This is a genomic window from Nocardia sp. CS682 (assembly GCF_004634405.1).
Taxonomy (GTDB): domain Bacteria; phylum Actinomycetota; class Actinomycetes; order Mycobacteriales; family Mycobacteriaceae; genus Nocardia; species Nocardia ninae.
This window is the reverse complement of the sequence record NZ_CP029710.1, coordinates 1296784-1316991: the sequence shown is the minus strand read 5'-3', so window position 1 is coordinate 1316991 and position 20208 is coordinate 1296784. Positions and strand designations below refer to the sequence as shown.

The following is a 20208-nucleotide window of genomic DNA, read 5'->3' as shown; positions in this document are numbered from 1 at the left end:
TCGCGCCACTGTGAATAGCCAGACCCTCTGGGCTCACCCACCCCGCCGGCTCCGCTGGCCGCCGACCCCGGCGGCGAGCAGCAACCGATGGGCGCGTAACCCGAGGAAGGCCGTCACCTGTGATTCTGCTGCTGTCCACGTCCGACACCGATCTGCTGAGCGCCCGCGCGAGCGGCGCCGAGTACCGGTGGGGCAACCCCGCCCGGCTGCTGGTGGACGACCTGCCCGCGCTGCTCGACGGCGCCGATCTGGTGATCGTGCGCATCCTCGGCGGCAAGCGCGCCTGGGAGGACGGCCTCGACGCGATCCGGGCCAGCGGCGTGCCGATGGTGGCGCTGGGCGGCGAGATCGCGCCGGACGCGGAGCTGATGGAGTGCTCGACCGTGCCCGGCGGTGTCGCCGCCGACGCGCACAACTACCTGGCCGCGGGCGGATCGGCGAACCTGCGGCAGCTGCACAACTTCCTGTCCGACACGGTGCTGCTCACCGGCCACGGCTTCGAGCCGCCGGTGCAGCTGCCCAGCTGGGGTGTGCTGGAACGGGATTCGGCCGTCGAGGCCGGTGCCGAGCGGCCCACGGTCGCGGTGATCTATTACCGCGCACAGCATCTCGCCGGGAACACCGGTTACATCGACGCACTCTGCGGTGCGATCGAAGACGCGGGCGCACGCGCCCTGCCGCTCTACTGTGCCTCGTTGCGCACCGCAGAGCCTGAACTACTTGCGACACTGCGACAGGCCGACACCCTGGTGGTCACCGTGCTCGCCGCCGGTGGCACGAAGCCGGCCACCGCCTCGGCGGGCGGTGAGGACGAGGCCTGGGACGTCGGCGCACTCGCCGACCTGGATGTGCCCATCCTGCAAGGCTTGTGCCTGACCAGCGGCCGGGCCCAGTGGGCGGCCAACGACGACGGGCTCTCGCCGCTGGACGTCGCCACCCAGGTCGCCGTCCCCGAGTTCGACGGCCGGATCATCACGGTTCCGTTCTCCTTCAAGGAGTTCGACGCCGACGGCCTGTCCACCTACGTCCCGGACGCCGAACGCGCGGCCAGGGTCGCCGGCATCGCGGTGCGCTATGCGCGGCTGCGGCACATCCCGGCCGAGCGCAGGCGCGTCGCGCTGATGCTGTCCGCCTACCCGACCAAGCACGCCCGCATCGGCAACGCGGTCGGCCTGGACACGCCCGCGAGCGCGATCCGCCTGCTCACCGAGATGCGCAGCGCCGGATACGATCTCGGCGAGCCGGGTGCGGTTCCCGGCCTCGATGAGCAAGACGGCGACGCCCTCATCCACGCTCTCATCGCGGCGGGCGGCCAGGATCCGGACTGGCTCACCGCGGAACAGCTGGAGGGCAACCCGATTCGGATTACCGCGGCGGCGTACACCGCGTGGTTCGACACGCTGCCCGAAGACCTGCGTGAGGCCATCGTCGAGGCGTGGGGCCCGCCGCCCGGCGAGCTCTACGTCGACCGCTCCGCCGACCCGAACGGTGAGATCGTCATCGCCGCCCTGCGTTTCGGCAATGTGGTGCTGATGGTGCAGCCGCCCCGCGGCTTCGGTGAAAACCCGGTCGCCATCTACCACGACCCCGACCTGCCGCCCAGCCACCATTACCTCGCCGCGTACCGGTGGCTCAGTTCCGCCGAGGGTTTCGGCGCCGACGCGATGGTGCACCTCGGCAAGCACGGCAACCTGGAGTGGCTGCCCGGCAAGACCCTGGGCATGTCCGCCTCCTGCGGCACCGACGCCGCCCTCGGCGACCTGCCGCTGATCTACCCGTTCCTCGTCAACGACCCCGGTGAAGGCACCCAGGCCAAGCGGCGCGCGCACGCTACCCTGGTCGATCACCTGATCCCGCCGATGGCCCGCGCCGAAAGCTACGGCGACATCTCCCGTTTGGAGCAGCTGCTCGACGAGCACGCCAATATCTCCACCCTCGACCCGGCCAAACTGCCCGCCATCCGCCAGCAGATCTGGACGTTGATGCGCGCGGCCAAGATGGACCACGACCTCGGCCTCGCCGAACGCCCCGACGAGGACGTCTTCGACGACATGCTGCTGCACGTCGACGGCTGGCTGTGTGAGATCAAGGACGTGCAGATCCGCGACGGCCTGCACATCCTCGGCCAGGCGCCCGCGGGGGAGAGCGAGGTCGACCTGGTGCTGGCCATGCTGCGCGCCCGTCAGCTCTGGGGCGGTGAGCGCAATGTGCCCGGGCTGCGGGAAGCCTTGGGGCTGGACGAATCCGGCACCGAGGCGCGTGGCCGGGTCGACGTGGTGGAGGAGCAGGCGCGCAGCTTGGTCGCCGCGTTGCAGGCCGCCGACTGGTCCGCCGATGCGGTCGACAGGCTGGTCGACGAGTTCGCCGCGTCGCTGCTTACCGGTCCGTCCGCGGATCCGGAGCTCACCGCAGTGCGTTCCGTGCTTCGCTTCGCCGCGGCCGAAGTCGTTCCGCGCCTGCGGCAAACCGGCATCGAGATCGATCGCGTCCTGCACGCCCTCAACGGCGGCTTCATCCCGGCGGGCCCCAGCGGCTCACCCCTGCGCGGCCTGATCAATGTGCTGCCGACCGGTCGCAACTTCTACTCCGTCGACCCGAAGGCCGTCCCGTCCCGGCTGGCCTGGGAAACCGGTCAGGCCATGGCGGATTCGCTGCTGGCGCGGTACCTGGCCGATCACGGCGAATACCCGCGCTCGGTGGGCCTTTCGGTGTGGGGTACCTCGGCCATGCGCACCTCCGGCGACGACATCGCCGAAGTTCTTGCCCTGCTGGGTGTCCGGCCGGTGTGGGACGAGGCGAGCCGCCGCGTCACCACGCTCGAGGTGATCTCGCTCGACGAATTGGCCCGTCCCCGTGTCGATGTGACGGTGCGCATCAGCGGCTTCTTCCGCGACGCCTTCCCGCACGTGCTCGCGCTGCTCGACGACGCGGTGCGGATGGTCGCCGAACTCGACGAGCCCGGGGAGTCGAATTACGTTCGCGCGCATGCCGAAGCCGACCTGGCCGAGCACGGCGATGCCCGCCGCGCCACCACCCGCATCTTCGGTTCCAAGCCGGGCACCTACGGCGCGGGCCTGCTGCAACTGATCGATTCGAAGAGCTGGCGTACCGACGACGACCTTGCACAGGTGTACACCACCTGGGGTGGCTACGCCTACGGCCGCGATCTCGACGGCGCACCCGCCGCCGACGACATGCGCACCGCCTACCGCCGAATCGCGGTGGCGGCCAAGAACACCGACACCCGCGAGCACGACATCGCCGACTCCGACGACTACTTCCAGTTCCACGGCGGCATGGTCGCCACCGTGCGCGCGCTCACCGGCAAGAATCCCGAGGCCTACATCGGCGACAGCACCCGGCCCGACGCGGTGCGCACCCGCACGCTCTCCGAGGAGACCTCGCGGGTGTTCCGGGCTCGCGTGGTGAACCCGCGCTGGCTCGAGGCGATGCGCAGGCACGGGTACAAGGGCGCGTTCGAGATGGCGGCGACCGTCGACTACCTGTTCGGCTACGACGCCACCACCAATGTCGTCGCCGACTGGATGTACGAGAAGCTCGCGGAGAGCTACGTTTTCGATGACGTGAACCGCAAGTTCATGGAGCAGTCCAACCCGTGGGCGCTGCACGGCATTGCCGAGCGGCTGCTGGAAGCCGCCGAACGGGACTTGTGGGAGCACCCGGAGCAGGCGACACTGGATCGACTGCGCCAGGTCTACTTGGAGACCGAAGGGGAATTGGAATAGCGCGAAAATCAACCCCCCAATTACATGGGGAAGCGCGAAATGTGTGATCTTGCAAGGTAATTCAATCTGCCCGTTTCTCTCGACAATCCCGTTGTCGAGAGAGCATGATCGATGGTGTTCCACGGCCGTTTCCGGGAAACGCCAATCGAATCGGCTAGATGATTGGAAAGCCTTATGAATATCAGGAAAATGCTCGCTACCGCAGCGCTCACCGTGGCCGCGACCGGTGTCGCGGCGGCAACCGCACACGGTGAAGTGCAAGTGGCCGACGCGATCAGCGGGGTCGATCGGGGCGTCGCCTACACCGCCGCCGTCGCGCCGGACCGCTCGAACGCGACGGTGACGCTTGCCTCCGGCAAGTTCGTACTGACGCCCGATCAGGGCATCTCCGTGCTGGCGCCGGACGGATCGGTGGTCGCCAACGTGCCGACGACCCTCCATTCGGTGGCGGGTCAGCAGGTGCGGGTCGCGCCGCAAGTCGACGCCAGTGCAACCACTTTGACGTTGACGCCGGTCGGGGCTGCGGTCCCGGAGGCCGGGGCGCCGCAGTTCATCGGTGACGCGGGTACCACCGTCGCCGGTGTGTTGATCGGGTGCGCCATCGGTTTCTTGATCGGCTTGATCTTCGCCATTATCGGTGCCATCCCCGGCTGCATCATCGGTGGAATCATCGGTGGCATCGCGGGTGCCAACCAGCCCTGACGGGAATCGAGAACCCTGACAGCCCAGCCTGTTCGGTCGTTTATGCCGAACCGGCTGGGTTCGCCCGTTTATCGCCTAATTCCGGTACGTAAACGTTTATCGGTGACCGGCCGCCTTGCGGAATCGCTCGGCGGTCGCCAGCAGCTGCTCCGCGAGCTCGGCACCCTCGAGTATCTCGAAATCGACATCGACGGAACCGAGATAGAACGCGAGCATCCGCGGTGAATCCGAACCCGCCCGCACCACACAGTGATCCGGCCCGTCCGGCTCGACGGACACCGCGGGCGGCAGCTGGGCCCGCATCCGCTCGGCGGGCGCGGCCATGCGCACCGTCGCGCGGTAGCGCCAGGTCGCCGCGCCGACCCCGCGTCGAACGCGCTCGGCGATGTCGTCCTCGGACACCTCGCGCGGCGTGAACCGCGGCCCGTTCGGCGTCTTCGGCACGATCCGGTCGACCCGGAAGGTGCGCCAGTCGTCGCGGCCGGGATCCCACGCGACCAGATACCAGCGCCCGCGCCAGTGCACCAGCCGGTGCGGCTCGACATCGCGGCGCGACGGCGCACCCGAATGTGCCGCGTAGTCGAAGCGCAACCGCTCGCTCGCCCGGATCGCGCCGGCCACTGCGGTGAGCACCTCGGCGTCGACGGTGTTCCGGCCGATATCCGGCGCGTGCACGGTGGCCGAGGTCAGTGCCGCCACGCGGGCGCGCAGCCGCGCGGGCAACACCTGCTGCAACTTCGCCAGCGCGCGCACCGAGGTCTCCTCGATGCCGGTGACGGCCCCGTTGGCGGCGGTGGCCAAACCGACCGCGACCGCCACCGCCTCCTCGTCGTCGAGTAGCAGCGGCGGCAGCGCCGAGCCCGCGCCCAATCGGTAGCCGCCCGCGACACCCGGCGTGGCGTGCACCGGATAGCCGAGGGACCGCAGTCGCTCGATGTCGGTGCGCACCGTGCGCGTGGACACCCCGAGTCGCTCGGCGAGCACCGGTCCGGTCCAATCCCGGTGCAGCTGTAGCAGCGACAGCAGGCGAAGTAGCCGCGCGGAGGTCTCCAACATGGGGCGATCATCGCAGGAATCGCGGAAGGCTACCTTCCGCGATCGAGTCGACCAAGTTGTGATCCGATGGCGTCCGCTCAGCCGACCACCGCGTTCATGATGGTCCCCGCACTCGTAGCGACAACGCCGCCGATCATGCCGCCTGCGATCATCTTCGGCGAGTCGAGCGGGCCGCCCTGCCACTTCTCCCAGGCGAATCGTCCACCCGCGAAGGTGATCCCGCAGACCCCGGACAGCAGCACCAGCCAGGTGAGGTAGCGGACCATCTGCAAAATTTTGTCCGAGACCGGCGGCGGTTCCGGGGTCGGATTGCCGATCTGCGCGAGGAGGGCGTCGTGCACAGCGATGATGACCATGAATACGCTCGCTTCGGGGTCGGCGTGACACCTACCGTAGGCGCCACGGGCGCGTTGTCTGGGTGATAGCCATGCTTGTACCGGACAGTATGTGCGGCGCTGATCATTTCGTGGAGCGTACGAAAAAACCTGTCCGAAATGTCCGATCAGTGCTGCGGGTGCACCGCGGTCGATCGGGGCATGTCCGGCGCGTCGGCCTCGGAAAGGTGCGCGAGCAGGAAGGGAACCGCTACCGTTTCGAAACCTTGCGGAACATCCAGCACGGGATGCACATTCACCTCGAAGACCACGCCGCCGTGCTCGGGCACCAGATCGACGCCGCCGAACGATAGCCCGACCGATGCTGTCGCCCGGATCGCGAGCTCGTGCATGCGCCGGGGGAGGGCGTTGAGGGGGAGCACGGTCGAGACGGCGCCCTGCGCCGCGTTGCACGGGGCGTCGGGGTCGGCCTGCACGTGCTCACAGACGCGCAGTACCCGCCGACCCAGTACGACCACTCGATATTGGTGGCGCCGCCCACGCTCGTCGAAGTTCTGTGCGTCGCGGGTGAGCAGCCAACTGGTGCCGGTCTTTCGGTAGAGCTCGCGCGCCGCGTGCAGTTGCGCGTCGTTGGTCGCGTGGAACACATCGCGTCCACCGAAGCCGATCACCGGCCGGGTCCAGACGTCGCGCCCGAGCCGTTCGAAGGCTGCCGAGGCGGCACTGGGAGTGGGATCGTCCAGGACGAGCGACTCCTCCTGCGGGATACCGGCCGCATGGAATCGTTCGACCGTGCGACGTTTGTCGGTCGCGTTTCGCCAGGCCTGCGCGTCGGCACCGAGGCAAGGGATTCCGCTGCGGGCGACGACCGCTTGGAACCGGGTGAGTCGATGCCGATCGATCGGCGGTATCTCGTAGACGACGAGCGCGCCCGGCCGGACTTCGATGCGCTCGGACGGCACCGTCAGCGTCGGCGGCCCGTCGACCCGCAGCGCTCCATCGCCGCCGTCGTAGAAATGTCTCGCGTCCAGCACCAGTGGTGCAGTGTCGGTGACCAATTCGACGGCACGGGCGAGCACGGCGGAGCTGCCCTCGGTGGAACTGTGATCGGTCAGTACGACAATCGGGCCGGTGTTTCTCATTGCGCACCACCGTTCTGAAGTACGGGTGAATCCACAATCGCGACAGCGTTTTTCCGGGTCCGGGCCTGCAGCTCGAATCCGGTTCCGGCGCACGGGTGCGGGTCGACTCGAAGTCGCCGAACTTATCGGTACGTTACCGGACCGAGGTGGGCAGGGTCGGTGAATGCCTTACGGCCACAACAGATTCGCTGGTCGCGACAGTCCGTGCGAATCAGGAACGCGGCGAGCGCGCGACACGGAAGCCTACGTCGTCCAACCGCAGCGAGGGATGGCTGCGGCGGCGCACCGAGGCGCGGCAGCTCCAGTGTTCGTCGAACCAGCCACCGCCGCGCAGCACCCGGTAGGAGCCGTAGATTTCGGCGTCGTAGATGTCCCAGCACCAGTCCCAGGTGTTGCCGAGCATGTCGTACAGGCCCCACGCATTGGGTCGCTTGCCGCCGACGTCGTGCATGTGCTCGGCCGAATTGCCTCGGTACCAAGCGATTTCGTCGAGTTTGCCGTAGCGCGGGCCGGTGCTGCCCGCGCGGCACGCGTGCTCCCATTCGGCCTCGGTCGGCAGGCGGTAGCCGTCGGCGTCGATGTCCCGGTCGATGTTCTCGGCATCGATCCGGTACGCGGGCGTCAGCTCTTCCCGGATCGACCGCGCATTGCAGTACCGCAGCGCATCCCACCACGAGACGCTGACGACGGGCCGTAGGTCGCCGCTGCTCGGTGGCACCCCGGTGACCTGCTCGTACTCCGCCTGGGTGACCGGGACCGTCGCCAGCCGGAACGGCGCGACCTCGACCGGCCAGCTGCGCTGGGTCCGCCGATCCGACAGCGTCACCGTGCCCGCCGGAATAGCAATCAGCACGGTCAGGCTCGCGTCTCGGACAGCGGCTCATCCAGTTCCAGCTCGGGTCGGGCAGGGTCGAGGAACACGAATTTGCGCATGGCCCACCAGCGGAAGACCGTGGCGAGCAGGGTGCCGATGATGGTCGCGCTGACGAAGTCGGCGATGTTCTCCACCAGGATCGAGACGTGCGGCGTGCGGAGCTGGAAGAGGTAGCTCGACACCGCCAGCGGCAGCTGGTTGATCATCATGCCGACGCCGGCCACCAGGAAGAACAGGGCCGCTTCGTGCCGGCGTGCACGTCCGCCTCGCGCGGTGAACGCCCACTCGCTGTTCAATACATAGGAGACCACGGTCGCGATCAGCACGGCGACCACGTTCGCGGTGACCGGCTTGCCCTCCAGCACAGTCCATTTCAGGCCGAAGAAGAGCACCGAGGTGGTCACGAAGGCGATCGCGCCGACGGTCAGGAACTTCAACAACTCGGCGTTGCGGACGAACATGGACAGCATCCGGCTCGGTACCCGAGCGGCGACGATCTGGGCCAGGAACATCGGGACAGGTTATCCGAGCGACCTTTCGGCACCGGCGGGCGGACCATGGCCGCTGGGCGACTCCCCGGCGAATTCTCGAGGGGCGGCGGGTAACGGCGAGCGGAACAGTTCGGGCACGATTACCGGGCGTCGTTGCTATTTCGTTATCTGCGAACGGCTTTCGTGCGGCGATTCGGGTGGAAGCTCGGCGCCGCACTGCTCGTACAGCTGCACGGGCACGCATCTGCCCCGGTCACGCCCGCGCTCGGTGCGCCGAATACCCGCAAGTATGAGAGCCTTCTGTATCGAGGCCGGGGCCCAGAGGAAATCACTCGGACACTGGTCGGCACGACCGCAGGGGCCTCAGCGATGTGCTGAGGCCCCCGCAGTGCGTTTCGGTTAGACGCCGGGCGGCGCCTGCGCCGGCGCGCAAGGGATCTGTCGCGTGGAGTCGGGGTCGAGGGCCTGCAGGGCCAGCGCCGTGACCGTGGGATCGACCGAGACGGAGAGATGACCGGACAAGTTCACCGGGCAGATGTCTTGCAGCACAATGTTCGTCGCGTTCGGCGCGACACGTATGCCGCTGGTGTAAGGCTGCACCTGGATGTCGGTGGTGGTCACGATGTTGGTGTAGTGGACTTCCGGTGCGTAGACGCCGCTGGCTTGCAGCCGATTGATGAAGTCGGATCCGGTCCGCAGCTCAGCGCAGGCGGCGCAGGTGGGATCCAGTGACTGGTACAGATCGCCATGCAGGCCGAGCAACGTCAGCGGTGAGTCCAGGGGGTCGGTGATGGCGGTGCCTGCCCAGATCGGCGCGAGATTGATCGCCTTGTCGACGGCCGCCGCACCATCCAGGTATCGCAGGTATGCCGCGCTGACCAGGGTGCCTTCGGACCAGCTGAGCAGGTCCACGCGATCGGTGTGCGTCGCGGTGCGTACTCGGTCGACGAATCGCTGTAATTCGGAACTGGATTCATCGATGGGTGCGCGACCGCCGATGCCCGCGACGATTCCGCGATCCTGCGGATAGACGCCGTAGGTCAGCGCGTAGACGCAGTATCCTTCGTTCGCCAGCAGCGGAGCGAAAGTCTGCCAACTGTTTTCGCCGTTGCCGCTGAGGCCGTGTACCAGGACGACCGGTGTCGGGTGCGCCGGCGAGGGAACGCAGCCCCAGTCGTTCGCGCCGGGTGGTGCGCCCGGTGGCTCGGTGGTCAAGCTCGCGGTAACCATGGCCGCCAACGAATATGGCACCGGCAGCGGGGCGGCGGACGCGTTGCCGAGAATCAGCGGGATGGTGGCGGCCACCGACGCGGTGATGACCATGAGTCGACACATTGACTGCTTACTTCCTTCGAGTAGCGCTTCGCTGACTGCCGTACCGGCGCTCAGCGGTATTCGACCGGCGCGCCGATCTCGACGATCGCGCCGTTGGGGTCGCGGATCACGGCGATTCGCTGTCCCCACGGGCGGGTCGTCGGCTCCAGGGCGCTGTGCCCGCCCCCGGCGAGTGCGTTCTGGTATGCGTCGTCCACGTCCGCGGTCTCGAGGAACACTCGAAAAGCGTTGGCCGGGCCGGGTTCTGCGAAGTCCTCAATCTTCTTCCAGTGTTCGATGGTGAGATTTGCAGTCGACGGTCCCGGGGACCAGACGCCCTTACCCAGCACGACGAAGGTGCCGTCGGGGTCGGCGAATACCTTGTCGAGTCCGAAAGCCTGCGCGTAGAAGGTCGCTGTCGCGTCCACGTCGTTCACCATCAGGGTCATTCCACCGAAGTGCATGCTTCCTCCTCTTTAGACAACTTTCAGCTATTTGGTAAGAATGATTACCATATAGTAGCTGGAGGAGGATTTCTAGAGTTCTGCACTAGAAAGTTGCGAGGTTTGTGCGGGCAGCCCGCTCTGGGCCTGGTTCACTGGCGTGGCAAGGTGGATATGGCTAATGGTCGGCGAATAGCCTCGATGCACTCCACTGGTATGTAGGTCGGGCGAGCGCTTCCCCGCGCCACCGATCTATTTCGAAGAGATTCTGAAATGCGGAAGCAAGTCTTCCGCAATGCCCGCGAGGGTGGTTTCCATGACCAACACAGACATCCGCCCCTTCCGTATCGACATCCCGCAGGCCGAGCTCGATGAGCTGCGCGACCGGCTGGCGCACGCACGGATCCCGCATCCGGTGCCGGGGACCGAAAACGATTGGCGCCGCGGCATCGCGCCCGCCTACCTGGCGGAGTTGGCACAGTACTGGCGCGACGGCTTCGACTGGCGGGCGCAGGAAGCGAAGCTGAACGCGCACGACCAGTTCACCACCGAGATCGACGGGCAGACAATCCATTTCATTCATGTGCGATCGGCGGAGGCCGGAGCGGTGCCGCTGCTGATCACGCACGGTTACCCGGGATCGGTGGTCGAGTTCCTCGACCTGATCGGGCCGTTGACGGATCCGGTTGGGCACGGCGGTGATTCGGCGGATGCGTTCCATGTGGTGATTCCGTCGCTGCCGGGGTTCGGGTTCTCGACGCCGCTGGCTGCCACCGGTTGGGAGCTGGCGCGGACCACGGAGGCGTTCGCGGAGTTGATGACTCGGCTCGGATACGAGAAATTCGTTGCGCAGGGCGGGGATGTGGGTGCCGGGGTGACCGGGCGGCTGGCCGCTCTCTACCCGGAGCGGGTGATCGCCACGCACGTCAACGGCGATCAAGGTTCGCTCGGGCTCGTCGGTGAGCAGCTGCCGATACCGGACGGCCTGACCGACGAGGAGCTGACGGCGATCCATGCCGCGCAAGCACAATGGGCGGAGCAGAAGGGCTACCTGGTGCTGCAATCGACCCAGCCCAACGCCATCGCCGCAGCCCTGACCGACTCGCCGATCGCGCAATTGTCCTGGATCGCCGAGAAGTTCCAGGTCTGGACCGATCCGGCGCGCCCCGTCGGCGAAGCGGTCGACCGCGACGTCCTGCTGACCAATATCAGCATCTACTGGTTCACCCGCAGCGGTGCCTCGGCCGCCCAGTTCCTCTGGGAGACGGCACATTCAGGCATGGGCTGGACGATGCCGTCCGGCGTCCCGCAGGGTATGGCGGTGTTCAACACGAGCCCGCTGATGCGTCGAGTCATGAACCCGGACGGCAACATCGAGCACTTCACCGAGTACGCGGAGGGCGGACATTTCGCGGCGTTGGAACAGCCGAAGCTGTTCCTCGAAGATGTGCGGACGTTCTTCCGCAAGTATCGACGGTGAGTCGTCGGGCGGGGTGCGCGGGTCGGCGCACCCCGCTCGCGTGGGCGTTCGGCGGGCTCGGGTGCGGCGTTCGGCGGGCTCGAGTGCGTACAGCGCCCCAGCGGCGCTCGGCGCCGAAATGCGTCAGCCCGTCGTGGCGGGTCGCGCGTTGGGGCGCTCCGCTGTGGTGGTCGTATCCAGGCATCCGGCGCAGCGATACGTCGCCGCGCGTACGACGGAATTCTGTCTGTGGGCGGATGTCGCGCCGGGTTCGGCGGCCTACCGTATTCGCTATGACATGGAAAGAGCTGGGGGCGAGCAGGTTCGCGCTGCTGACCACCTATAAGAAGGACGGCACGCCGGTGGGGACGCCGGTGTGGGTGGCGCCGGACGGCGATCGGATCGTCGTATGGACCAACTCGAAGACGTGGAAGGTCAAGCGCATCAGACGCAATGCCGACGTGACGTTGCAACAGTCCGACGGGCGTGGTCGTCCGAAAGGCGACGAGGTGCTCGCGGGGACCGCGACGATCCTGGACGCCGAGGGCACTCAACGCGTACGTGACCTGGTCTCCCGCAAGTACGGCGTCATCGGCACGCTGGCCATCAAGTCGCACAAGCTGTTCCGCGGTTCCAATGCCTCCGTCGGACTCGCCATCACCCCGCGGCCCGGCGCGTAGTACCGGACGCATAACCACGGGCGAGCGCGAAGCTCTACCGCCACCACGTCCCGTTGCCCCTCGGGCACTGCGCTCGATGGGGCATCGGGACGGGCTCACTCGCACTTTGCCGCCACCATGTCCCACCGATCATGAACCCGCCCGCGTGCGGGACCCGGTCAGGCGGATTCGGCTAGTCCGGCGGCGCGCCAGGTGTCGGCCAGGTCTTGGAGGGGGAGATCCAGGACGAGGCTCAAGGCGACGACGGTGCCGAAGGCGGGGGAGGGGAGGCGGCCCGTCTCGATCTTGCGGAGGGTTTCCGGTGAAATACCTGCCGCGCGAGCGACTTCGGTGAGGTCGCGATCGGCGCGGGCCGCACGCAGGGCGGTGCCGAGGCGGCGGCCGGCGTCGATTTGAGCCGGAGTCAACGGGAGACGGACCATGTGGACAGGGTAGAGACGGTATTTAAATACCGCAAGGACTCCAATAGGCATGTTCATACGTAGATATGCGCATTCAACGATGTTCTCACCCAAATTAGGGCATCAGTCTTGAGGTGGGGAAGAACGGCAAGGGCAGGGGGGTTGGTATTAAAATACCGAATGCACTAGGGTGGTATTAAAATACCGAGATAGGGGTTTGTTGATGGTGGAGTTGAAGACGCCGGGTGAGATCGAACGCATGCGGGTGACGGGCCAGTTCGTGGCCGAGGTGCTGGGGGAGTTGCGAGACCGCGCCCGTATCGGCGTGAACCTGCTGGAGCTGGAAGCCCACGTGCGCGAGAGGATTCGACAGCGCGGCGCGCAGTCCTGCTACTGGGACTACTCGCCGTCCTTCGGCCGCGGCCCGTTCCGCAATACCGTCTGCCTCTCGGTCAACGATGCTGTGCTGCACGGACTTCCGTTCGATTACACGCTCCGTGACGGCGACGTACTGACCATGGACCTCGCCGTCGGCATCGACGGCTGGGTGGCCGACTCGGCGACCACCATCGTGGTCGGCACGGCCGCCCCGGAAGACCTCCGCCTGATCTGCGCGACGGAGGAGGCCCTCGCCGCCGCGATCGCCGTCGCGCTGCCGGGCAACCGCATCGGCGACATCTCGGCCGCGATCTCCGCCGTCGCGCACGACTACGGCTACCCGGTGAACACCGAGTTCGGCGGCCACGGCCTGGGTCGCACCATGCACGAGGACCCGCACATCCCCAACGCGGGCAAGCCGGGCCGCGGCTACCGCCTGCGCCCCGGCCTCACCATCGCCATCGAACCCTGGTTCGCCCGCACCACCGACCGCATCGTCACCGACCCTGATGGCTGGACCCTGCGCTCCGCCGACGGCTCCCGCACCGCCCACTCCGAACACACCATCGCCATCACCGAAGATGTTCCCAAGGTGCTGACCGCGGCACGGTGAAAGATGAAGGCACGGAACGCCGTCGGTGAGGTGATCGTCGCCCCGACCCCTCGACGGTAGCGCCGCACCTCTGGTCGGCCATCGATGCTCGCCGTGCTGACTCGGTGGATGCTCTGGTGGTCCGCGCACCCAGTGGCCGCTCGCTCGAGTGTGCTCGCTGATGTCGTCCGGCGACTCGACACCCTCGGTGGCCGACGCATTCCGCGTCGACCACCGGCCGATGCGTTTACTCGGCGTCAGCCAGCCACTGCTCCAAGTCGGCCGCGATCTGGAGATGCTCCGCGATCTCGGCACGCTCCTCGTCGGACAACTCCAGTCCCGCTATCTCGCTACGCAATTCGGCCGCCCGCTCCGGATTGCCCATCGCCACAGCGAGTTCGGTGAGCTCTGCCAACGCGTGCGCCTTGTCGAGCGCTGAAGCGGTGGCGGCGAAGCGGCGCAGTCCGGATTCGAGGGTCTTGCGGGCCGCCTCGTCGTCCTCCTTGGAGAATCGCAGGATCCGTGCGTTGTCCAGAACCCGTTGCAGCCCTTGTAGTTCCCGTGATCCGCCGTACTCGAATTCGGGTTCGTCGCGTTGCAGATAGGTGACACTGTTGCCGCCAGGATCGGTGACGGTGAAGCGCGTCTGGCCGACGCGGAACCGGCTGATGCGCGGCACGCCCTTGGCCGGGATACGGCCGAGGTGCTCACGCAGCGCGGCACTGAACTGCTTGTGCAGGGGTGCTACCTCGTCGACCCGGACCAGGCAGCCCGCATCGATGTCCGCCACGCTCCGCGTGTCTCTCGCGTCGCAGTAGAAGTCCAGTCCGTAGCCATTGCGCTCCACCGAGCCGTAGGCGTAGGGCTTGGTCTGCTCGTAGGTCACTTTGTATCCCAGGGCTTGGTAAAACGCGAGCGTCTCGGCCAAGTTGCCACCCCACATCACCGGTACTGCCGTGTCGCCCATGAAAAGCCTCCCACTACCTGCGGTAATCAACTTTGACTACTTAAGGCTAGGGCGGTCGCGGCCTAGAAGTCAAGTTTGACTACTGTAGAAAATCCCTATCTGAAGGAGGTCGCCGATGTCGGCTGTGCGCCTGTTGGTGCTGGGGGTGATGCGCCTGCGTCAGCCCACCTACGGCTACGCCGTGCGGCGTGAACTGCTGTCGTGGCGTGCGGAAACGTGGACGAACGTGAAGCCGGGCTCGATTTACCATGCGCTGAAACAGCTGACCCAAGAAGGCAAGTTGAGCGCCTACGGCACCGAGGGCAGCAGCCAAGGCCCGGGCCGTACGCTGTTCCAGCTGACCGACGAGGGCGAGGCCGAGTTCCGCAAGCTGATGGACGAGGCGTTGGTGAGCATCGACATGGAGGAACTCGGCGCGGGCATCGCGTTCATGGACGCGCTGCCGCGCGCGCACGTCATCGAGAAGCTGCGCGAACAGCGCCGCCGCAGTGAGGAGGTCCGGGTCGCCCTGCTCGAGATGATCCCCGACTTCCCCGGCCGCGGCGAACCGCCGCACGCGACGGACCTGCTCGAACTGTGGAGCAGCGTCTTCGGCAACCTCACGGGCTGGACCGACGGTGTGCTGGCACGCCTCGAAGCAGGCGAGTACCGAATGTCCGAATAGAACGCCTACGCTGCGTTCATGACCAACACGCTCGGAGCCGTCGGCGCATCCGATTACGTTCTGCTGACCACGTTCCGCAAGGACGGCACGCCGGTCGGCACGCCGGTGTGGGCGGTCGCCGACGGCGACAAGCTCTACGTCTGGACGGTCACCGACAGCTGGAAGGTGAAGCGCCTGCGCCGCAACCCCGACGTCACCGTGCAGCCGTGCAACGTCCGCGGCAAGCCGCACGGCGAGGTGGTCACGGGCACCGGGCGCATCCTCGACCAGGCCGGCACCGACCGCGTGCGCAAGCTGCTCATGCGCAAGTACTGGCTGATGGGTCCGATCACCATCCTCGGCAGCAACCTGCGCCGCGGCAAGAAGGGCACCGTCGCCGTCGAGATCACCTTTCCCGGTTGATCGTCAGGTCGCCTGGCTGACCGAGGACATGTGGAAGTCGGGAATCCGCAAGGGCGGCATGGCCGTTCGGGTGAACCAGTCCTTCCACTCGCGCGGCAGCGTGACCTCGGTGGCGCCCGCTTCGGTGACCCGGCGCAGTAGATCCAGCGGACTCTCGTTGAACCGGAAGTTGTTGACCGCGGCCGTCACCGCACCGTTCTCGACGAGGTAGACGCCGTCGCGGGTCAGCCCGGTGAGCAGCAGACTGGCCGGGTCGACCTCGCGGATGTACCAGAGCGTGGTGAGCAGCAGCCCGCGCTCGGTGCGCGCGATCATCTCGTCGAGCGTGGCGCCGGAACCGCCGGTGAGCAGCAGGTTGTCACCGGGAACCGTAGGGGCGGTACCGAATTCGGCGGCGGCGGCGCGGGGGTAGACCAGCGACTGGATGGCGCCCTCGCGCACCCAGTCGACCCGGTCGGCCGGCAGGCCGTTGTCGAACACCGAGACCGCTTGGGACGACGAGGATGTCGCGACGAACGGGCAGTACTCGAGTCCGGTGGCCGTCGGGTCGGAGTACAGCGTCAGCGGAATGTCGGTGAGCCGCTCGCCGATTCGGGTGCCGCCGGCCCGGGAGAACGCGGTGTGGCCCTCGTGCGCGCCGCGACCTTCCATCTCCCAGTTCATATAGATCATCAGATCGGCAACGGCCGAGGGCGGCAGCAGGGTCTCGTAGCGGCCTGCGGGCAGTTCGACCTTGCGCCCGGCCCAGTCCAGTCGCCGGGACAGCTCGGTGAGCAGGCCGGGCACGTCGACATCGGTGAAGTCGGGGGTGCCGACGCCGACCCAGGCGCTGGCGAGATCGCTTCCCGTGCCGCGTTTTCCGTTGATCTCGACCGAACCGGTTGGCTGCACGAAGCGCCGCCGGAGACCGGTCGAGGAACCCAGCCAGATCGTCTGCACGGTGTGGTGGGCGAAGCCGTAGAGGCGGTCGCTGCCGTCGAAACCGGCGGACAGGTCGCGGGCGAGATCGGTGAACACCTCGATGTCGGTGCTACCGGGGGTGGCGGCCCAGTCGTCGGCGGGCACGTCCGAATCCAGCAGCGGCATGGCGTCGCGGGCGGGTTCGGTAGTGCGGGCCGCCGCCTCGCTCTTGCGCACCACCGCTTCGATCTCGGCCGGGTCGACGCTGGTCGAGCCGATGGTGCCGACGCGCGCCGCGCCGGCCGCATCGCGGAAGATCGAGACGACGGACCACCCACGCGACACCGAGGATCCGTTGGTGGTCATCGAGTTTCCGGCCCAGCGCAGCGACGCGTCGTGCGCGTCGGTGACGAGCACGATCGCCTCGTCGGCCTGGGACAGGGCGAGCGCGCGTTCGACGACCTCGCCCGCGGGGATAAGGGTGGTCCGCTCGGTCACTGGCCCGCCTCCGTCCGGGTATTGAGAATGTTGATGCCGCGCACCAGCACCGACGGGCAGCCGTGGCTCACCGCAGCGACCTGGCCGGGTTGGGCCTTACCGCAGTTGGACGCGCCGCCGAGCTGCCAGGTGGACGGTCCGCCGACGGCTTCCATGGCACCCCAGAAGTCGGTGGTGGTGGCCTGGTAGGCGACGTCGCGCAGCTGGCCGTCGAGCTTGCCGTCGCGGATGCGGAAGAAGCGCTGGCCGGTGAACTGGAAGTTGTAGCGCTGCATGTCGATCGACCACGACTTGTCGCCGACGATGTAGATGCCGTTGTCGACCCGGGAGATGAGTTCGGCGGTAGTGGTGTCGTGCTCGGGGTCGGGTTGCAGCGAGACGTTCGCCATCCGCTGGATCGGCACGTGGTGCGCGGAGTCGGCGTAGGAGCAGCCGTTGGAGCGGTCCAGGCCCAGGCGTGGCGCGAAGACCCGGTCCAGCTGGTAGCCGACCAGGATGCCGTCGCGCACCAGGTCCCAGCGTTGCGCGGCGACGCCCTCGTCGTCGTAGCCGATGCTGGCCAGGCCGTGCGCCTCGGTGCGGTCGCCGGTGACATGCATGATCGGCGTGCCGTACTGGAGCGTGCCGAGCTTGTCCGGCGTCGCGAACGAGGTGCCCGCGTAGGCGGCTTCGTAGCCGATGGCCCGGTCGTATTCGGTGGCGTGGCCGATGGATTCGTGGATGGTCAGCCACAGGTTGGTCGGGTCGATCACGAGATCGGTCGGGCCGGGGGTGACCGTGGGCGCCTTCACCTTCTCGGCGAGCCACTCGGGGATGTGCGCGAGTTCGTCGGACCAGTCCCAGGTGCCGTCGGCGCCCGTGACGTACTCCCAGCCGCGACCCACCGGTGCCGCCAGCGTGCGCATGGTCTCGAACACGCCCGCCGAGGAATCGACGGTGGTCGCCTCCAACTGCGGGTGCAGCCGGACTCGCTGCTGGGTGATGGACGAGCCCGCGGTGTCGGCGTAGAAGGTCTGCTCCTTCACCTGCATTACCGACGCGGTGACGTGGTCGACGCCGTCCGCGCTGGACAGGCGGCCCGAATAGTCTTGCAGCAGATCGACCTTGTCGGCCGTCGACACCGTGAACGGGTCCAGGTCGTAGGCCGAGACCCAGCGCACGTTGTCGTAGATCGGCTCGTCGGCGAGCTCGACTCGCTCGCGGTTGAGCGCGCGCAAAGTCGTCGCCACCGTCACCGCGCGCCGGGCCACCTCCACCGCTGTCGCGGGGGTCAGCGCGGCATGGGAGGCGAAGCCCCACGTACCGTCGACGATCACCCGGACCGCCAAGCCGAGCTCGGCATTGTCGGTGATCGACTCGACCCGCCCGTCGCGCAGCCGGATCGACTGGGTGACCAGTCGATGCACCCGCAGGTCGGCATGGTGGGCGCCGGCCGCCTTCGCCGCGGTCAACGCGGCCTCGGCCAGCGCGGCCAGTGGGAGGTCGAGGAACTCGGCGTCCACATCCTTGGAAGTCGCGATGCTCACCCGGTCCAACCTAGTCGGTTCCATCCGAGAGGACTTGCGCCTACCGGGAATACACGCCGTGCGAGTTTGCAGCGCATGCAAACCGGCACGTAATGCACAGTGGCGCAGCGTGAAAGAACGGAGGGTGGGCGGCGGGAACGGCACGCGCGAAACCAGCGCCTACCGCGTCTGCCTCGCGAAATGCCGTACTGTGCCCGCGTGCCGCCATCCGCCCTTCGTGACCGTAAACGCGAACGTACCCGCCGAGCGCTGCTCGAGGCAGCCGTACAGCTGTTCGAGACGAGAGGCTATGAAGAAACTACGGTGGCCGACATCGCTGCGGTAGCCGATGTCGGGACCCGCACCTTCTTCAACTACTTCGCCAGCAAGGAAGAGCTACTTTTCCCGGAGACGGACGAGCGCGTGCGGGCCGCGGTGGCCGCGATCGGCAGCAGGCGGCCGGGGGAGCGCCCGGTCGAGGTGTTGCTACGGGCCCTGCGTGCGGCCGGTGACAACCCCGGCGAGCACCTTGTCGACGATCTGAACGCGCGGATCGCCGCGCTGCGCGCGCAGGTATCGCGCACGGTGCCCTCGGTGAGTGGGCGGGCCGCGCACGCGCAGCTGGTCGCGCAGCGCGAGATCGCCCGTCAGCTACACGTCGCGTTTCCGGCCGAACTGGACGAGGTCGGGGCCGCGGCGCTGGTCGGCGCGGTCGTCGGTGCCGTCTCGGGTGCGCTCACCGTGCTGTTCCAGCAGCCGTTGAACGGCGCGGAGGACGGCGAGCGGCTGCACCGGCGCATCCACGAGACGACCTCGCGGGTGCTCAAGCCGTGGCTCGCCTCCCAGGTCGAAACCCGGGGCTGATCAACCGAACTGCTGCCAGCCCAATCGGATCACCATCCCGACGACCACCACGAGCAGCACGACGCGAACGAACTTCGCGCCGTTGCGCAACGCCATGTGCGAGCCGACGATCGCGCCCGCCACATTGCCGACCGCCATGGCCGCGCCGAGTGCCCACAGGATGTTGCCGGTGGCGCCGAAGAAGATAAGCGCGCCGACGTTGGACCCGCAGTTGATCACCTTCGCCATCGCGGCGGCCCGCACGAACTCGGTGCCGAGCAGGGTGGCGAAGGTGATGATGAGGAAGGTGCCGGTGCCGGGACCGAGCAGGCCGTCGTAGAGGCCGACCAGGCCGGCGGCCAGCGCGATGGTCAGGATGAACTTGCGGCGCGTCGGCGGGTGCGTGGCGAGGGTGACGCCGATCGACGGGCGCAGCGTGACGAACACGGCGACGGCGACGAGCACCACCATCACGATGGGGATGAACAGCTCACGGTCGATCAGCGACACCGCGGCGGCGCCGATAGCTGCGGTGACCGCGGCGATCACGGCCGCGGGCAGTAGCACTCGCCAGCGCAACGGCACTTTCCTGGCGAAGGTCACCACTGAAGCGCCGGTGCCCGCGACCGCCGCCAGCTTGTTGGTGCCGAGCGCGGTCTGCGGTGTGATGGTCGGCGCGACCAGGAACAGCGTCGGCAGGATGATCAGTCCGCCGCCACCGACCACCGCATCCACCCAGCCTGCGGCCGTCGCTGCCGTCAAGAGAACTGCCCAATCACCGATCTGCACGTCCGAGAGCCAACCAGATCGGATATC

The 20208-nt window shown here is 67.5% G+C and carries 20 protein-coding genes; 8 read left to right on the top strand and 12 right to left on the bottom strand.

What is annotated here, in order from left to right:
• Positions 1–119 precede the first annotated feature (119 nt).
• Positions 120–3746 carry a cobaltochelatase subunit CobN gene (gene cobN, locus DMB37_RS05525; RefSeq protein WP_135231771.1) on the top strand — a complete coding sequence of 1209 codons (3627 nt, stop codon included), beginning with the start codon at positions 120–122 and terminating at the stop codon, positions 3744–3746.
• Positions 3747–3920: 174 nt separating this feature from the next.
• The gene (locus DMB37_RS05520; protein WP_135231770.1) at positions 3921–4448 is read left to right on the top strand and encodes a hypothetical protein; all 528 of its coding nucleotides are present in this window, start codon (positions 3921–3923) and stop codon (positions 4446–4448) included.
• A 96-nt stretch (positions 4449–4544) separates the two neighbouring features.
• Here DMB37_RS05520 and DMB37_RS05515 read toward each other — a convergent pair whose 3' ends face one another.
• From DMB37_RS05515 to DMB37_RS05485, 7 genes are all read right to left on the bottom strand, one after another.
• Positions 4545–5504, bottom strand: a complete 960-nt coding sequence (locus DMB37_RS05515) for a YafY family protein (protein WP_135231769.1) — start codon at positions 5502–5504, stop codon at positions 4545–4547.
• 77 nt (positions 5505–5581) lie between these two features.
• Positions 5582–5860 (bottom strand): hypothetical protein, encoded by a 279-nt coding sequence (locus DMB37_RS05510; RefSeq protein WP_135231768.1) that lies wholly within the window; start codon positions 5858–5860, stop codon positions 5582–5584.
• 146 nt (positions 5861–6006) lie between these two features.
• Entirely contained in the window at positions 6007–6981 is a 975-nt protein-coding gene (locus tag DMB37_RS05505; protein ID WP_135231767.1) for a RimK family alpha-L-glutamate ligase, read from the bottom strand.
• A gap of 211 nt (positions 6982–7192) precedes the next feature.
• Positions 7193–7831 carry a formylglycine-generating enzyme family protein gene (locus DMB37_RS05500; RefSeq protein WP_135237362.1) on the bottom strand — a complete coding sequence of 213 codons (639 nt, stop codon included), beginning with the start codon at positions 7829–7831 and terminating at the stop codon, positions 7193–7195.
• A gap of 5 nt (positions 7832–7836) precedes the next feature.
• Positions 7837–8367, bottom strand: a complete 531-nt coding sequence (locus DMB37_RS05495; RefSeq protein WP_135231766.1) for a GtrA family protein — start codon at positions 8365–8367, stop codon at positions 7837–7839.
• Between the two features lie 378 nt (positions 8368–8745).
• Positions 8746–9669, bottom strand: a complete 924-nt coding sequence (locus DMB37_RS05490) for a triacylglycerol lipase (protein WP_167768754.1) — start codon at positions 9667–9669, stop codon at positions 8746–8748.
• A gap of 62 nt (positions 9670–9731) precedes the next feature.
• The gene (locus DMB37_RS05485; protein ID WP_135231764.1) at positions 9732–10124 is read right to left on the bottom strand and encodes a VOC family protein; all 393 of its coding nucleotides are present in this window, start codon (positions 10122–10124) and stop codon (positions 9732–9734) included.
• Between the two features lie 295 nt (positions 10125–10419).
• Here DMB37_RS05485 and DMB37_RS05480 point away from each other — a divergent pair, with 295 nt between their 5' ends.
• Both DMB37_RS05480 and DMB37_RS05475 read left to right on the top strand, forming a co-directional pair.
• On the top strand, positions 10420–11583 hold the full coding sequence (locus DMB37_RS05480) for an epoxide hydrolase family protein (RefSeq protein ID WP_135231763.1): 1164 nt from the start codon (positions 10420–10422) through the stop codon (positions 11581–11583).
• A gap of 272 nt (positions 11584–11855) precedes the next feature.
• Positions 11856–12242: a PPOX class F420-dependent oxidoreductase gene (locus tag DMB37_RS05475; protein ID WP_135231762.1), complete on the top strand. Its 387-nt coding sequence runs from the start codon at positions 11856–11858 to the stop codon at positions 12240–12242.
• A gap of 158 nt (positions 12243–12400) precedes the next feature.
• On the opposite strand, the gene DMB37_RS05470 is transcribed toward DMB37_RS05475, so the two are convergent.
• A complete protein-coding gene (locus DMB37_RS05470) occupies positions 12401–12664 on the bottom strand; it encodes a helix-turn-helix transcriptional regulator (protein ID WP_135231761.1) in 264 nt (87 codons plus the stop codon).
• 202 nt (positions 12665–12866) lie between these two features.
• On the opposite strand from DMB37_RS05470, the gene map reads away from it, so the two are divergent.
• Positions 12867–13634 carry a type I methionyl aminopeptidase gene (gene map / locus DMB37_RS05465; protein WP_135231760.1) on the top strand — a complete coding sequence of 256 codons (768 nt, stop codon included), beginning with the start codon at positions 12867–12869 and terminating at the stop codon, positions 13632–13634.
• Positions 13635–13860: 226 nt separating this feature from the next.
• Here map and DMB37_RS05460 read toward each other — a convergent pair whose 3' ends face one another.
• Positions 13861–14580, bottom strand: coding sequence for a glyoxalase (locus DMB37_RS05460; RefSeq protein ID WP_135231759.1), 720 nt, complete (start codon positions 14578–14580; stop codon positions 13861–13863).
• Between the two features lie 115 nt (positions 14581–14695).
• Here DMB37_RS05460 and DMB37_RS05455 point away from each other — a divergent pair, with 115 nt between their 5' ends.
• Both DMB37_RS05455 and DMB37_RS05450 read left to right on the top strand, forming a co-directional pair.
• On the top strand, positions 14696–15244 hold the full coding sequence (locus DMB37_RS05455) for a PadR family transcriptional regulator (RefSeq protein ID WP_135231758.1): 549 nt from the start codon (positions 14696–14698) through the stop codon (positions 15242–15244).
• Between the two features lie 18 nt (positions 15245–15262).
• Positions 15263–15646, top strand: coding sequence for a PPOX class F420-dependent oxidoreductase (locus DMB37_RS05450; RefSeq protein WP_135231757.1), 384 nt, complete (start codon positions 15263–15265; stop codon positions 15644–15646).
• Between the two features lie 3 nt (positions 15647–15649).
• Here DMB37_RS05450 and DMB37_RS05445 read toward each other — a convergent pair whose 3' ends face one another.
• Both DMB37_RS05445 and DMB37_RS05440 read right to left on the bottom strand, forming a co-directional pair.
• Complete coding sequence (locus tag DMB37_RS05445) at positions 15650–17044, bottom strand: TldD/PmbA family protein (RefSeq protein WP_135231756.1); 1395 nt, start codon at positions 17042–17044, stop codon at positions 15650–15652.
• A complete protein-coding gene (locus DMB37_RS05440; protein WP_135231755.1) occupies positions 17041–18594 on the bottom strand; it encodes a TldD/PmbA family protein in 1554 nt (517 codons plus the stop codon). The genes DMB37_RS05445 and DMB37_RS05440 overlap by 4 nt, the downstream gene beginning before the upstream one ends.
• Before the next feature lie 279 nt (positions 18595–18873).
• Between DMB37_RS05440 and DMB37_RS05435 the strand changes: the two genes are divergently transcribed.
• Positions 18874–19413: a TetR/AcrR family transcriptional regulator gene (locus tag DMB37_RS05435; protein WP_240772256.1), complete on the top strand. Its 540-nt coding sequence runs from the start codon at positions 18874–18876 to the stop codon at positions 19411–19413.
• Here the strand turns inward: DMB37_RS05435 and DMB37_RS05430 are convergent, their stop codons facing one another.
• Complete coding sequence (locus DMB37_RS05430; protein WP_107660621.1) at positions 19414–20181, bottom strand: TSUP family transporter; 768 nt, start codon at positions 20179–20181, stop codon at positions 19414–19416.
• Between the last annotated feature and the right edge of the window lie 27 nt (positions 20182–20208).